At 39.7% G+C, this 15,596-nt stretch carries 16 protein-coding genes; 9 read left to right on the top strand and 7 right to left on the bottom strand.

Features of this window, described 5'->3' with window-relative positions; genetic code table 11:
* Nucleotides 1-33: 33 nt before the first annotated feature.
* The 7 genes from R2Q80_RS02275 to R2Q80_RS02245 form a co-directional block, all read right to left on the bottom strand.
* Nucleotides 34-702 (bottom strand): DUF4397 domain-containing protein, encoded by a 669-nt coding sequence (locus tag R2Q80_RS02275; RefSeq protein ID WP_316798022.1) that lies wholly within the window; start codon nt 700-702, stop codon nt 34-36.
* A gap of 79 nt (nt 703-781) precedes the next feature.
* A complete protein-coding gene (gene dnaN, locus R2Q80_RS02270; RefSeq protein ID WP_047797611.1) occupies nt 782-1,906 on the bottom strand; it encodes a DNA polymerase III subunit beta in 1,125 nt (374 codons plus the stop codon).
* A gap of 33 nt (nt 1,907-1,939) precedes the next feature.
* A complete protein-coding gene (gene gldG / locus R2Q80_RS02265) occupies nt 1,940-3,628 on the bottom strand; it encodes a gliding motility-associated ABC transporter substrate-binding protein GldG (protein WP_316798021.1) in 1,689 nt (562 codons plus the stop codon).
* Nucleotides 3,625-4,350, bottom strand: a complete 726-nt coding sequence (gldF, locus tag R2Q80_RS02260) for a gliding motility-associated ABC transporter permease subunit GldF (protein WP_316798020.1) — start codon at nt 4,348-4,350, stop codon at nt 3,625-3,627. The genes gldG and gldF overlap by 4 nt, the downstream gene beginning before the upstream one ends.
* A 77-nt stretch (nt 4,351-4,427) precedes the next feature.
* Nucleotides 4,428-5,099, bottom strand: coding sequence for a porin family protein (locus tag R2Q80_RS02255; protein WP_316798019.1), 672 nt, complete (start codon nt 5,097-5,099; stop codon nt 4,428-4,430).
* Nucleotides 5,100-5,133: 34 nt separating this feature from the next.
* Complete coding sequence (locus tag R2Q80_RS02250) at nt 5,134-5,841, bottom strand: ATP-binding cassette domain-containing protein (protein ID WP_316798018.1); 708 nt, start codon at nt 5,839-5,841, stop codon at nt 5,134-5,136.
* Nucleotides 5,842-5,870: 29 nt separating this feature from the next.
* Nucleotides 5,871-6,791: a glycerophosphodiester phosphodiesterase family protein gene (locus tag R2Q80_RS02245; RefSeq protein WP_316798017.1), complete on the bottom strand. Its 921-nt coding sequence runs from the start codon at nt 6,789-6,791 to the stop codon at nt 5,871-5,873.
* Between the two features lie 91 nt (nt 6,792-6,882).
* On the opposite strand from R2Q80_RS02245, the gene R2Q80_RS02240 reads away from it, so the two are divergent.
* The 9 genes from R2Q80_RS02240 to R2Q80_RS02200 all read left to right on the top strand — a co-directional run bounded on the left by R2Q80_RS02240 (nt 6,883) and on the right by R2Q80_RS02200 (nt 15,587).
* Nucleotides 6,883-8,526: a glycine--tRNA ligase gene (locus R2Q80_RS02240; protein ID WP_316798016.1), complete on the top strand. Its 1,644-nt coding sequence runs from the start codon at nt 6,883-6,885 to the stop codon at nt 8,524-8,526.
* 167 nt (nt 8,527-8,693) lie between these two features.
* Complete coding sequence (locus R2Q80_RS02235; RefSeq protein ID WP_316798015.1) at nt 8,694-9,566, top strand: DUF6252 family protein; 873 nt, start codon at nt 8,694-8,696, stop codon at nt 9,564-9,566.
* 27 nt (nt 9,567-9,593) lie between these two features.
* Nucleotides 9,594-9,998 carry an AraC family transcriptional regulator gene (locus R2Q80_RS02230; RefSeq protein ID WP_316798014.1) on the top strand — a complete coding sequence of 135 codons (405 nt, stop codon included), beginning with the start codon at nt 9,594-9,596 and terminating at the stop codon, nt 9,996-9,998.
* A gap of 88 nt (nt 9,999-10,086) precedes the next feature.
* A complete protein-coding gene (locus R2Q80_RS02225; protein ID WP_316798013.1) occupies nt 10,087-10,851 on the top strand; it encodes an SDR family oxidoreductase in 765 nt (254 codons plus the stop codon).
* Between the two features lie 127 nt (nt 10,852-10,978).
* Nucleotides 10,979-11,668 carry a CAP domain-containing protein gene (locus tag R2Q80_RS02220; protein ID WP_316798012.1) on the top strand — a complete coding sequence of 230 codons (690 nt, stop codon included), beginning with the start codon at nt 10,979-10,981 and terminating at the stop codon, nt 11,666-11,668.
* A 77-nt stretch (nt 11,669-11,745) separates the two neighbouring features.
* Nucleotides 11,746-12,246 carry a GtrA family protein gene (locus tag R2Q80_RS02215; protein ID WP_316798011.1) on the top strand — a complete coding sequence of 167 codons (501 nt, stop codon included), beginning with the start codon at nt 11,746-11,748 and terminating at the stop codon, nt 12,244-12,246.
* 158 nt (nt 12,247-12,404) lie between these two features.
* Complete coding sequence (locus R2Q80_RS02210) at nt 12,405-14,177, top strand: aromatic amino acid hydroxylase (RefSeq protein WP_316798010.1); 1,773 nt, start codon at nt 12,405-12,407, stop codon at nt 14,175-14,177.
* 99 nt (nt 14,178-14,276) lie between these two features.
* Nucleotides 14,277-14,978 carry an SDR family oxidoreductase gene (locus R2Q80_RS02205; RefSeq protein WP_316798526.1) on the top strand — a complete coding sequence of 234 codons (702 nt, stop codon included), beginning with the start codon at nt 14,277-14,279 and terminating at the stop codon, nt 14,976-14,978.
* A 63-nt stretch (nt 14,979-15,041) separates the two neighbouring features.
* Nucleotides 15,042-15,587, top strand: coding sequence for a C40 family peptidase (locus R2Q80_RS02200; protein ID WP_316798009.1), 546 nt, complete (start codon nt 15,042-15,044; stop codon nt 15,585-15,587).
* The last annotated feature ends 9 nt before the right edge of the window (nt 15,588-15,596 follow it).

The raw sequence follows: 15,596 nt of genomic DNA, 5'->3' as shown, positions 1-15,596 counted from the left end.
TAAAGATAACAGAAAGCATACTAATCTCTGAAATTAATTATCAGCGATCACATGGGCTTCCAGGTTCGCAGCAGTGGTACCACTAAACCATATGGTATATATTTTCCCCGGGCTGAACTTTGAGTTATCGATTGTCTTAACATTACCCGACCCTACAACCGTGTAGCGAAGGTTGATATCAGCGTCAATAGAAAAGTAATTTGACGTTTCCTTATAAGCTAATGCATTCACAAATTGTGTCCCAGCCTGAACACTTACATTAATACCCGTTACAAATGACTGTGTTAAGCTAATTAGCCTGACTTTGGCTTTCCCCACTTCAGTATTGCTCAGGTTGTCTTCATAATTAACAATCTCACGTTTGCCACTCCTGTCGCTTACCAGAAACGTGGTGTAGGTAATAGATGGGGTAAAATTCATAGAAGCACTGGTTGAACCTGCAGGTGAATTGGTAAAAGAAATATTTCTCATCCCGGAAGCAATTTTAACGTAACTCGTCACGTCACCATAAGCTAAAGCATTCGTGGTAAGTTTAGCATCGTCAACATAAACATCCTGATTAACTTCAGTTGTTACTGCATTCACGACTTTTATTTTTGCTTCACCTTTTACAACCACATCGGGGTCATGTTTTTTGCAGGCCGTGAAGGTGATTGTCGAAAAAACGATTAATAATAGTGAGAGATTAGTAAAGATTTTCATACGAGCTGATTTGGTTATAAACAAAAATAGCTCGGTCAAAAACCAAGCCATTTAATGTTAAAACTAAAATTTCTGTATGTTAATAGCTGTTATTTAGCATAACTGGCATCACCAACATCAACACATCTTCATTCTCATCATTCGTCTGAGGAATTAAAAGCCCCGCCCTGTTTGGTGTCGAAAGCTCTAAAGTAACCTCATCACCACTTAAATTGTTAAGCATTTCGATAATAAAACGGGCGTTAAACCCAATTTCCAGATCTTCACCATCATATTGACAGCTTAAACGCTCGTGTGCCTCATTAGCAAAATCTAAATCCTCAGATGAAATATTCAACTCACTGCCGCTAATCTTTAATCTCACCTGGTGCGTGGTTTTATTAGCGAAAATTACAACACGACGGAGCGTGTTTAAAAACAAACTTCTGTCAATGATCAGTTTGTTTGGATTATTCTGAGGGATTACTGCCTCATAATCAGGATAGCGCTCGTCTATTAAACGACACACCAGATTAATATTTTCAAACTTAAAAAAAGCACTTGTTGCGTTATAATCTACTGATACATTAATATCTGTAGATGGAAGCGCACCTTTTAAAAGCGTCAATGCTTTTTTTGGCAATATGAATGAGGCTGCTTTGTCTGCCTTGCTGTCCATTCTGCGATAACGTACTAACTTATGTGCATCAGTAGCTACAAAAGTAATGTGCTGTGGAGATAACTGACAAAATACACCAGTCATTGCCGGACGCAGTTCGTCATTACTTACCGCAAATATAGTTTTTGTAATGGCCTCTGTTAAAACCGATGCCGGCAAATTAACAGATGAAGCATTCTCTACAACCGGAATCTTTGGAAAATCATCACCATTTTCACCACTTAACTTGTATTTTCCATCCCCGGCACTGATCTCAATCGCAAATGTTGTATCGTCAATATTAAAAGCAATCGGCTGATCTGGAAGGGTTTTAAGCGTATCTAATAAAATTTTAGATGGAACTGCTACTTTACCCTCCTCTTTCGATTCTACAGGCAAAGCAGTGGTCATACTCGTTTGCAAATCAGTAGCAGAGATCGTTAAGTTTCCGTCTTTAATTTCGAAAAGAAAATTTTCCAGTATAGGCAAAACCGTACTGCTGCTCGAGGCACCATTTACAGTTTGTAAATGTTTTAATAAAGTTGATGTGGATACAATAAATCTCATGATATCTTTTAGTCTTCTTCAAAAATATAAAAATTATTTAGCGTACTTGTATTTACGATAATAATGTTGAAAAATCGCAAACAATATTAACAATAACAGCGGGACCGCAATATTTAACAGCTGCCATTTGGTTTTTTCGACTTGAATTTTCGCTTTATCCAATAATCTGATCTTAACTTCCTTGTTTCTTAAGTCGATTAAATTTCCCTCATCCGTAAAATAATCAACAATGTTTAATAAAAGGGCCTTGTTCCCAAAAGTACGCTGAGTATACCGGTCAAAGCCAAGTGGAAATGGCGCACCATCTTTCTCCGAAACCTGGTTTTTAAATACATCACCATCACCAATAACAATCATTTTTGCCGGCTTACCCCTTCCGGCAAGAGTGTAGGGCTTAGCAATGCCAGCGGGCAGTGGCCTCCCCGCAAATACCGAAGGAAAACTCCCCTCAAGAAATACAGCTGCGTTTTGTGGACTACCTTGAAAACTCCGGGGATCCAACTGATCGCCCACCATTTGCAAACTAAACAATTTAGGAGTACTATACACCTTATTGAACGATGAAGTTGTCAAAATATATGATTTGGATACACCTGTCACTCCAATGGTATCTACAGTACTAGGAAATTCCGACTTAATCCCATCCAGTTTTTTCACTACACTGTGCACAGTATCTGCCAGTAATATCGGATAGTATATCCATGGAACAAGTTGCATCTGATTCAGCCCACCAACAACCCCCGTCGATATCGGAATTTCAGCAGCATTTGCCGGATCCGCAACGATGTTGTAATTAATCCTCGCCCCATACATAAACAACATGTCGTCAAGATTTAAGCTTCTATTGCTCACCAGCTGCCCACTCCTGCTCCTCAAACTGTCAAGTTCAGCACTAACCTGATCAATGCTCCAGAGTACACTCCCACCATTCATCACAAAATAGTTGATCTTATACTTCTCAGTTTCTGTAAACGCCTTGGTTGGCTTCGCAATAATCAGCATGCCTAGCTTGTCCAAACCGGCCTGATCAATAGTACTGAGGTCTACCCTGCCAACCTCGTAGCTGGCCGATAGTGCATGGATGGCATCAGCCAGTTGCAAATCGTTTAACTCCCCGTTCGACTCCGAAAACCCAACACGCGCATTCTTACCCGATAATACTTTTTTTAAACCCGAAGTAAAAATATATTCCAGGTTTTCGATGGCACGGTTAATATTATCCTCGTAGCTTCCTCTGGTATCCAAATTCTGAAAAAGTTTTATTGGAAACTCGTTCCCGTTACTTTCAACAATAGCCATCGGAAAAACTAGCTTTTGTGTTAAACCGGAGGCCGTTTTAACACTTAAATTCGTAGCTTCAATCCCTTGATCGTAAAGGTTATTGATGACCGTGTCCTGGTCTGCCTGATTCAATCCCGCAAGTGGATCGACAAAAACAACTTTGAAATCTGATTTGGAATAGGCTCTATAATCAGATAAAATATCATTTACCGCGGCCTGCAAACGCTTAAAAGCAGGGGGAAGTTCGCCATCCAGGAATACGGTAACAACAACCGGTTGGCGATTGCCTTCAAGAATCTTTTTAGTTTTATCACTTAATGAAAAACGTTTATCTGCCGTAAAATCAAAACGATGAAAAAAATATTGGCTTACAATATTCAGAATGAAAATTCCAGCCAGTAAAATAAAAAAACGTAGCCACTTATTTTTAGCCCCTCTCATTTCTTACCTCCAATGATTAAACTGGTTAACAAAAGAAAAAGAAATGAAAAAGTAACGAAATACATGAGGTCCCGCGTATCTAACACACCCCTGCTGATTGCAATATAATGTTCGTTAATTCCTAAGCTGCTAATTAACGATTCGATCGGCTGAAAACCAGTAATCTGACTCGAATAATCGAACCCTAAAAATGCAAAGGCACATATACCTGCACAAATTACAAAAGCAATAACCTGATTTTTGGTAATAGCAGAAGCAAATATGCCGATAGCGGTGAATACAGCTCCGAGCAGAAATAAACCAATATATGAGCCAATCACCCCCCCCGAATCGATATTTCCCTCAGGGAACCCAAGTTTCGAAATTGAATAGTAGTATACCAAAGTTGGTATCAGTGCAAATAAAACCAATATCAGGCTTGCGAAATATTTTGCAAAAACAATCTGCCATACTGTAATTGGCCTCGTAATTAAAAGCTCAAAGGTTCCTTCCCGTTTTTCCTCAGCAAATGACCGCATGGTAATCGCCGGAATTAAAAACATGAATAAATAAGGAACCAGACTAAAAAAACCAGTTAATTCCGCATAGCCGTAATCCAGAACAGAAGTATCGGGAAAAACCCAAAGCAATAATCCGGAAACCAGAAGAAAAATCCCAATGGTGATATAAGCAACCATCGAACTTAGAAAACTGAAGAATTCGCGTTTAAAAACTGCGTACATGGGCTATTAAAACGTCGAAGTTAAATAAATAATATTTCAATCAGGAAATAATACAATTCTTAATCAATGGCACACAATTACAAGGCGTAACCCAGTCCCGCTGAGAAAACCAGATTTCGCGCATCCAGATACGTATCGGTGGAATTGGATATCTTAAAAGCACTGGCACTGATACCGGAGTGAATGTTTATACCGTTGCCAAAGGTATACCCGGCGAGTGCATTTCCCCCCAGATCAAAACGTTTGAAGTTTTTCGTCGATCCAAATTCAATAGCTTGCTTGGTCTGCGTAGCAATATTCGTATTACTGAAAGTGTATTTTACAGTTCCAGAAAGTGCGTAGGCAACGTAAGGCCCCAGGCCCACAAAAAATCTTCCCCCTTTGAATGGAAAAACACGAACAAGATTGGCCGGTAGTTCAAGGTAAGTCAGATTAATTTTAGCCGACGAGGGTGAGTTTGGCAAATAACTGTAATAAGAAACCTTTGTACCTTTTCCCGAAACGGTAAATCCTGGTTGTAGTAACATGTTTTTACCAACAGGTAAATCCACCGTTGCACCAAAATAAAAAGAAGTATTGATATCATTTTCCTTAATTCCACCACCGTCATAAGCAATGGCATCCGTTGAGGTATGTATGTTAGGAAAGGTTGCCCCTGCCTTACCTCCAATTTTCAAAGGCTTCCGTTGTGCCTTTGCCTGGATAAAAAAAATCGGGAGAAATAATAATGTAAAAAATGTTTGCTTCATCTATATGCCAGTTTGCTTTTAAATATAAAAAATCCTAGGCGGTTAATTTCCTAAAAATATTTTCAAGTGAATCATCATGATATGTTTTCTTGATCCCCTCAAGAGAATCGTTCGCAACTATTTTACCATTGCTGATAATGATAATGTCATCACATATTGCTTCAACCTCCTGCATAATATGCGTAGAGATAACCACAGTCTTATCCCTCCCAAGTTCCTTAATCAACGCCCGGATGTCTACCAGCTGATTCGGATCTAACCCAGACGTTGGCTCGTCCAGAATTAAAACTTCGGGATTATGGATGATAGCCTGAGCTAATCCTACCCGCTGTTTATATCCCTTAGATAACATTCCTATTTTCTTATGTTGCTCCGGAGTCAACCCTACCAGTTTAACTACTTCATCAATCCGCTGCGATAAGTTTTTAAGTGCATAAGTTTCCCCAACAAAACTTAAAAACTCCCTCACGTACATTTCCATATAAAGCGGAGTGTTTTCAGGGAGATAACCGATGTGCTTTTTAGCAGCGATAGCCTGAGTAAGAATGTTGAAATCCGAAATCATTGCATTACCCGAACTTGGTTCCAGATACCCCGTAAGCATCTTCATCGTTGTTGATTTCCCTGCACCATTAGGACCGAGAAAACCTAAAATACGTCCAGGTTTTGCTTCAAAACTAATTGAATCTACCGCTTTCTGTTTATCGTAATATTTGCTCAGGTTTTCAACTAAAATACTCATGTTATTTATTTAGAAATCAGTACTCATCATTAGTTAATATGCACCGAGCTTAGCTTTTTATTATACCTGAACTTATTTAGTTCCTCCGAAGCCTGTGGCAAATTATCGCCCGACAAAATATCTGCACCATTATTCACTAAATGGTAATAAACGTTCTTCGCCGGACTTGAAAGAGCGCTGTTATCTATATTACCCATTGTACCTAGTATAGTGGTGATTCCCTTAGAATGAAGAAACTGATATAATTCCTTTTCCGGAGCAGAAACCCCTACAAAGGCAACAATCCTGCTATCCGGAATTCCCAGACCATTCAGTCTTTTTAACTCCGCTTTTTTCTGAACAGATGCAGAAATCATCAGATCAGGTGCTAACTGATGTACTTCCTTAGCCTGGTCTGCGCTGTAGGTAATGATGATGGAGTTGCTTTCAACCTTATATTGCCTTACCTTTTCAATAACTTTTGCATAGGAAACTCCTTTTTTTAAGTCTATAGTTAATAGAACCTTGCCTTTGCTCCAACTCAAAACACTATCTAACGTAGGAATTTTGAAGCTGGTCTCTTTCCCTTCATTATCTTTTAAATTAAATGCTTTCAATTCTTCATAAGTATAACTACCAATATTCCCCTTTCCTGTTGATGTCCTTTCCAATTGATCATCATGCATAATTACCATTACCGAATCTTTACTGTAGGCAATATCAAACTCTATAATTACAGGGTTATAAGTCGTTGCGTTTTCAAAAGTTTCAATGCAGTTTTCAGGAAATCCAGGCATCGGCCCACCCCGGTGAGCACTGATTAATGGAAAACGGTTTTCCGGTGTCCATTTCAAAAACTGATATAATTCACTTGTATTATTAAAATGAATGTAATGATGAACTTTTTCCTCTTGCTTACACGAGGCAAACACAACAACAAAGGCAAGAAAAAGCAACTGACGAAATTTCATGGTTCAAAAATAGAAAAAAATGAATGATGTAAGAGGGCCTTTTACCGCTTACCTTTAAACCCTCCGCCTTTTTATTATCTTTGCTTCCATTATGGCTCAAAAGAATAACGACGAACAATTTAAAAATGTAATCTCACACGCTAAAGAATATGGTTTTGTATTCCAGAGCAGTGAAATATATGATGGCTTAAGTGCTGTTTACGATTATGGCCAGCTGGGTGCCGAATTAAAAAACAATATCAAATCATACTGGTGGAAAGCCATGGTTCAAATGCATGAGAATATTGTCGGTATCGACTCTGCAATTTTCATGCATCCGAAGGTATGGAAAGCAAGTGGTCACGTAGATGGATTTAACGACCCGATGATTGATAACAAAGACTCTAAAAAACGTTATCGGGCCGATCAGCTTTTAGAAAATAAAATTGACGAATTATACTCAGAGCTGGCTAATTTCAGCGCTGAAAACAAAGCAAAGTTCGAAGAATTTCAGCAGGAAATACTAGGATTGAGCGACGAAGGACAGGCAAGCTGGATTCCCGGATTTAAAGAAGAAAATTCAATTTTAGATGCCACACAATACCCGTTCATTGAGGAGGCAAGGTGGAGGTTTGTGAAAAAAGGCCTTGCTCTGGAAGTTGAAATGAATCTGGCGCTGAAAGCTGAGAATCTTGCACAACTAAAAGATTTAATTGTTGATTATAAAGTAATCTGTCCCATTTCTAAAACATCAAACTGGACCGATGTTCGCCAGTTCAACCTGATGTTTAGCACACAGTTTGGTGCGATGGCAGAAGGAAGTGACGAAGTTTACCTCCGTCCGGAAACGGCACAGGGTATTTTCGTAAACTTTCTAAATGTTCAAAAATCTGGAAGGATGAAAATTCCCTTTGGTATTGCACAGATCGGTAAAGCATTCAGAAATGAAGTAATTGCACGCCAGTTCATTATGCGTATGCGCGAATTCGAACAAATGGAAATGCAGTTTTTTGTACGCCCGGGCGAAGACAAAAAATGGTTCGAATATTGGAAAGAAGCACGTTTGAAATGGCATAAAGCGCTGGGAACTAATCCAGATAAATACCGTTACCATGATCACGTAAAATTAGCTCATTACGCAAATGCAGCAACAGATATAGAATTTGAATTTCCATTCGGCTTTAAGGAAGTTGAAGGTATCCACAGCCGTACCGATTTCGATTTAACCCAGCATCAGGAGTTTTCTGGAAAGAAAATGCAGTATTTTGATAACGACTTAAATGAGGAAGGAAAACCTTACGGTAACTACGTCCCTTATGTAATCGAAACATCAATTGGCCTGGATCGTATGTTCCTGTTAACCATGATCAACGCATTCGAAGAGCAGGACTTAAGCACGGATGAAAAGCAAGACAGCCGTACACTATTACGCTTACACCCGGCTTTGGCACCTTACAAAGTGGCGGTTTTCCCACTAACCAAAAAAGATGGTTTACCAGAAAAAGCCAGGGAGATTATGGATGCATTGAAATTCGATTTCAATTGTATTTACGAAGAAAAAGATGCTATAGGTAAACGCTACCGCCGTCAGGATGCCATTGGCACACCTTTCTGCTTAACAGTAGATCACCAGAGCTTGGAAGATAATACGGTTACCATCCGTCACCGTGACAGTATGGAACAGGAACGTGTTGCCATCGCAGATTTGGCCGGTATTATCGGCAACGCGGTAAGCTGGAAAACACTTTTGGCCTGACCAGAAACACATTTCTCGACACATTAATTTAGATATGAAGTCGCAAGCAAAAGCTTGCGACTTTTTTTGGAACTGTTAATCACCTTAAACACATTTGAACTAAATCCCTAAAAAACTTATATTAGCACCCAATTAACCAAACAAATAACTATCACAATTTTACGCTCGTGAAAACAAACAAACTCTTTATTGTTCTGGCCTGCCTGTGCCTCATCATCATTTCTGCATGCAAAAAAGAAATCGACTGGAGTTCTGAGCAGGGAAAATCCACAATGAGTGGAAAAGTTGACGGTATTTTACTCGAATGCACCACCTCTGCCGCCGCATTTTATCCACTCGGCAGCAAAACAACAGTACAAATTATTGGTTCAAAAGAACTAAGCGGCTTCAGCTTAACCATCGACGATTTTAAAGGCGTGGGGACTTACAATGTTTCTGGTACGAATATGGCCATTTATCTGAAAGGAGTTAACGGCCTGCAGGATGCTTATCTGGGTATAACTAACGGTACCATTAAAATTATAAGCTACACAGAAAACAAAATCCTAACTGGCACATTCGAATTTAAAGGAGAAAATTCAAACACATCTCTCCAAAAAACAATCACTGAAGGTAAGTTCTCGATTAATCTGGTACCGGTTAAATTACCTGAAACAAATAGCACCACTAATAATCTGTCAGCAAAAGTTGATGGCATAGCTACTGGTTTTACCGGCGAAGCCACATCAGTTAACTCTCCGTTAGGCCAGTTACTTTCGATCGTGACAATTAATGGCGATAAAAGAATGGTTTTTGGAATTCTTGGATACAAAGGGGTTGGAAACTATACAGTACCGGGTGATGCCGAAGCTGTTTATATGAAAGACCAGTCTGCTACGGGCTCATTTTCCGGCAAAAGCGGCACATTAAAAATCACAAGCGAAGCAAATAATAAATTAAAGGGTACCTTCTCTTTCATTGCGCCAAACGAAAACAGCACGATCAGTACATCCGTAACGGTTACTGAAGGCTCATTTGAATTACCCCTAAGCAAAAAATAACTGGCTCCACTTTAATAGGTAAGATGTATGAAAATTCCACAAAAATTCTTTGCCCGACAACATGAAATTGCTGCAGATTATTTACGGGAATTAGATAAGCACCTCGACGATATCGTTTCTGGTAGGGCTACAGAAATGTTTGAGATACGTGATTTTGCCGAACTGATCCATGTTCACCCAACCCACTTAAGTAATACCATCAAGTCTGCAACCGGACACTCGCCCTGCTACTTTTTCGAAGAACGGTTGATGGAAATTTCTAAATCCATGCTGCAAAATGTAAGTGTGCCGATTTCTGAAATTGCAAGGATTTTAACATACGACCCCTCAAACTTCACCAAATTCTTTAAGCATTTTGCCAAACAAACACCTAAACAATATCGCGAAGAATACTTTAAATCCCTGGCAAATAAGGAAAAAGTCACCATATAAAACTTAAGTACTGACCATTTTTACTTAACGTATCACCATTTTTACTGGTAGTTTCTCTCCAACTTTGTTCTATTAAATAAAAACGAAAATGGAAAGACAAAATAAAATAGCATTAGTAACTGGTGGAAGTCGTGGATTAGGCAAAAATGCCGCTATACACCTGGCCAAGAAAGGGCTGGATGTAATCATCACCTATCAGTCGAAAAGAGACGATGCCGAAGAAACGGTAGAAGAATTAAAAAAAGCTGGCGTAAATGCTGCAGCACTTCAGCTGAATGTCGCTAACATCAAAACATTTGAAAACTTTTTTAATGAAGTAAAAGCAGTGTTGCAATCCGTGTTTAACGCAGACAAATTCGATTACTTAGTAAACAACGCCGGTATTGGAATTCACGTTCCTTTTGCCGAAACTACTGAAGAACAATTCGATACATTGGTAAACATACAATTTAAAGGCGTATTCTTTCTCACTCAGAAAGCACTGGGCTTGCTTAATGATGGAGGAGGAATTGTAAATGTATCAACTGGTTTAGTACGTTTTGCTTTGCCAGGCTATGCCGCCTATGCATCCATGAAAGGTGCTATGGAAACCCTGACCAAATATCAGGCAAAGGAACTGGGATCAAGAGGCATTAATGTTAATATTGTTGCACCTGGCGCTATCGAAACTGACTTTGGTGGCGGAGTAGTACGCGATAATGAACAAATGAATAAGGGCATTGCATCACAAACAGCATTAGGCAGGGTAGGATTGCCTGATGATATCGGACCTGTTGTCGCATTCCTATGTACAGAAGAAGCAAAATGGATCAATGCACAAAGGATCGAAGCTTCCGGAGGTATGTTCTTATAAACCGAAAAACCCAATCAATATTGCCTGATTCATCAGAGTCAGGCAATATCACATCCATGCTCTTCCACATACGGTAAGCCGACAAAATAAACCCCATAAAATCACGTTATGCTTGCAAAGCAAAAATGTGATCAACAAACTCTTACCCCTTTTCCTTCTAATTTTAACGAGTGGAACTGTAAAAGCCCAAAGGTGGACCGACGCTGAATTTCGAAGAGCCAATACCGCAGCAACGGCTAGCTACCTTACCAATGAAGAAAAGAATATAATCCTGTATCTCAACCTCATTCGGATTGATGGTGAGAAATTTTATTATACTTTTCTGGAAGATTACTTTAACACCTACAACGCAAATGTTAAGCAATACCGCAATTACAATGAACTGCGCCTTACCCGCAACAACCCCTATTACACGTCATTGCTCAAACACTTAAAGGGCATAAAAAACCTTCCGGTATTCTACCCGGATGAAAAACTAACGACATTGAGCCGAAGCCATGCACAGGATCTAAACCGCAACAATTTAGATACCCATGAAAGCAGTAACGGTGATAAATTCTCTAAAAGACTATCCAGATACTTTCCCAACAAAGCCATGAGCGAAAATATAGATTTTGGATATTCAAATAGCCTGGATATCGTTTGTCACCTCCTTTTGGATTGTGGCGTACCATCCCTGGGCCACCGCTTCAATATGCTCGACCAGAAATACAAGTTAAATACCGTTGGCATCAGCATTCAGCCACACCCCTCTTACACCTGGTGCGCAGTAATGGACTTTGTAGCATTACCTGCTTATACCGCTGGTAAGCCATAGTATATCATAATATCAAAATAATTTTCTGAAGGTTTTTAGTAAAAAAACTACCTTTGCCCAAACACCACAAACAATTCATGCGCAAAGCTATTTTAGCATTCATCGATTTTTTCTATCCCCCTTTCAGAAGATTTGTATCCCTGCATAACTTCAGATACCTTGCAACTGGTGGAAGTACTTTCGTTTTAGGCCTTGTAATGTTTTGGGTGGCTTACAATTATATGTTCCTCACTGAAGAGGTTAAAGTATTGTTCTTCACCCTAAAGCGCAATACAGTCTCCCTCGCTGTTGAATTTGTTGTCGTGATTCCTTATAGCTTCATCCTCAACAAATACCTTATCTTCACCCACAGTGAGGTTAAATCCCGCACACAGTTATTTCGTTTCATCAACCTGCAGTTTATAAACATGTTATTAAACTATGTTTTACTGAAGTTTTTTGTCGAAATCCTGGGTATTTATCCCACTGTTTCAAGATTGGTTGTCCAGGTTGGAATCGCTCTGTTTAGTTATCTGTATCAGCACTACTTCACCTTTAGTGTTAAAAAGATCGGCAGCAATAAAGACAAAAAGAACTAGTTCCACCAAGATAAATTAAGCATTCCTTTCATTCCGTGTAAAGCTGCACACAAAATGGATATGCACAAAATCAGCGCTTAAATAAACGCCATACTTCTTGCTTAGCTAATAACAACAAGCTAACTTAGTGCTCAACCAACTTATTCACCATAATACAAATGAGCCATTTTAACGACTTTAGTAATCCACAGGTTGCGAAATTGCCCAATCACTTAAAGCAGTTTATCGTTAACCAGAACTATGAAAAGTACACCCCCATAGATCAGGCAGTCTGGCGATACGTGATGCGTCAGAATTATAGTTATCTAAAAAATGTTGCTTACTACCCCTACATCAAAGGCCTGCAAAGAGCTGGTTTGAGCATCGAGCACATCCCCGACCTGCAAACCATGAACGATAACCTTGGTAAAATTGGATGGGGAGCAGTCACCGTGGATGGATTTATTCCCCCTGCGGCATTTATGGAATATCAGGCTTACAGGGTTCTGGTTATTGCAGCCGATATCCGGCAGATCAATCATATCGAATATACACCTGCCCCAGACATTATACATGAAAGCGCAGGGCATGCACCCATAATAGCCGATGCTGATTACAACAACTACCTGAGCTATTTCGGATCTATAGGTGCAAAAGCCATGTTTTCTGCCAAAGATTTCGAACTCTACGAAGCAATTAGAAAACTTTCTATTCTAAAGGAAGCAAGCAATGCCGATGAAATGGAAATCGCTAAAGCCGAAAAAAATCTGCGCTACATCAGTGAAAACATGGGAGAACCATCTGAAATGGCACTACTCGGGCGTCTCCACTGGTGGACAGTCGAATATGGATTGATTGGTACACTCGAAGAACCCAAAATTTACGGTGCTGGCTTACTCTCATCAATCGGCGAAAGTGCCTCCTGTATGCAAAATGACGTCGAAAAATTATGGTATAGTATTGATGCGATAAACCATCAGTACGACATCACAAAACCACAACCACAGCTTTTCGTTACACCAACCTTCCAGAATCTGATTGATGTACTCGAACAATTTGCCGATACCATGGCTTTTCGCCGCGGCGGATCAGAAAGTGTATTGAAAGCCATCGCATGCAAAAACGTTGCAACAGCCGTTTATTCATCTGGATTGCAGGTTTCTGGCGTATTCACCGATATGGGCATCAATACCACTGATGAGCTAACCTTCATTAAAACAAATGGCCCCTCTGCATTGGCATTCGAAAATAATCAGTTGAATAACCATGGGAAAAATTACCATTCAGATGGGTTTTCATCTCCGGTTGGTCGGCTTAAAGATGCAGTTAAATCACTTGAGGATTATACTGACCCCGAAATCGCGGCATTGGTAACAGGCGACAAAACTAACCTCACCTTCCAAAGCGGAATTCATGTTCAGGGTAAAATTACAAACCTGCTAAGAAAAAATGGAAAGCTGCTCTTGATCACATTCGAAGATTGTACAGTTACCGAAAGCAACAATAACATCCTGTTCCGACCCGAATGGGGAACCTATGATATGGCCGTAGGAAGTAAAATCATATCTGTATTTAATGGAGCCGCCGATAAAGATGCTTACGAGGAGATAAGCCCTGTTAGCACTGAAAAAACGCATCAGCTACAGTATGATGAAAAGACAAAAAATTTGCATAATCTATACAAACGTGTTCGGGAGATCAGGGAAAATAATGAATCGCTTGATGAATTAAACGATATTTTCGATAAACTGAAAAAACAACACCGGCACGACTGGCTTTGTACCCTCGAGATTTTAGAACTGATTGATCAAAAACCCCGGTACGCCAGGCTCGAAAAGGAACTAATGGTCTATCTCGAAATAAAAGCGGCCAGAGAAGCTGATCACCATAAATTAATTTTAGATGGATTACACGTAATCAAACACCCGGTATCACAGTTGCTATCGAATTAAATACAGGGTTGTGAAATAACTTCAATAACATTCAGAAAAGGTTTGATAACTTTGTGCCAGGTTGCTGCTTTAACTGGCAACATGGCAAAAAAAACAGAGATGAACATTATAATTACAGGAGCAAGCAGTGGAATTGGTTTCGAAGCTGCACTAGAATTTAGCTTACAGAAACAAAATAAAATTGTCGCCATAGCACGTACTGCCGACAAATTACGTAAGCTTTTGGAAATTGCACGCAGCATTAACCCTGAATGCACATTGCTTCCTGTAGAATTCGATATAGTGAATGATGACTATGCAGCATTACTCCCATTCCTCAAAGAGCGCTTAGGCAAAATTGATATCCTGATCAATAACGCAGGAAGCTTAATCAACAAGCCATTCCTGGAAACAACAGAAGCCGATTTAGAAGAAATGCTGCAAAGTAACGTTATCGCTCACTTCAGGATGATCCGGAATACCCTACCTTTAATGCAAAGTGGTAGTCACATTGTCAACATTGGAAGCATGGGTGGCTTTCAGGGAAGTGTGAAATTCCCCGGCTTATCGGCATATTCCGCCAGCAAAGCCGCCCTGCATACCTTAACAGAATGCCTGGCGTTTGAACTCTCAGAAAAAGGTATAAAAGTAAATTGCCTGGCCTTGGGATCAGCTCAAACCGAGATGCTGGAAGCCGCTTTTCCCGGATACCAAAGCCCGGTTATGGCATTCGAGATGGGTAAATACATCGCCGATTTCGCAAAAACCGGACACAAATTCTTCAATGGAAAAATTATACCCGTTGCAGTAACTACACCTTAATCCTTACTCATTTTCAACATTTTAATTCACTCTGGATATTTTTTATATCTTTGAAATTAACATATGAAGAAAATAATAATCCCGATTTTGTTTTTCATTTTGTCTGCCACGGCAGGAAAAACCCAAACAATCATCCCTTCTCAATATCAGGAGCTGATAAAGAGCTTAATCTCAAACCTTCCGAAAGAACCCAGGGAATTGGTCAAAGAGAATGAAACCAGCTCCGAATCTTTGATTGATTTTGCAAAAAGTATGCTGGGGATCAGGTATCGCTATGCCACCAGCAATCCAAAATTAGGATTCGATTGTTCCGGGTTTGTGAGCTATGTATTTAGTAATTTCGGATTCAAAGTGCCGCGATCATCAAGAGAATTTAGCTATACAGGTAAAGAAACTACACTCGAAGATGCAAAAGTCGGAGATGTACTCATATTTACAGGAAGCAACTCGAGAGTAAGAAGAATCGGACATGTCGGAATCGTTTATTCCATAGATTCTGATGGCATAAAATTCATTCACGCCTCTTCAGGAAAAGCTCACAGTGTAACCATCACACCACTAAACGGACATTATAAATCCCGATTTATGAAAATTGTAAGTATACTTTAATAATAGCCC

The sequence above is a fragment of the Pedobacter frigidisoli genome, from assembly GCF_032678525.1.
GTDB lineage: Bacteria > Bacteroidota > Bacteroidia > Sphingobacteriales > Sphingobacteriaceae > Pedobacter > Pedobacter frigidisoli_A.
The sequence above is the reverse complement of the archived record's forward strand: the minus strand, read 5'-3'. Positions and strand labels throughout refer to the sequence as shown.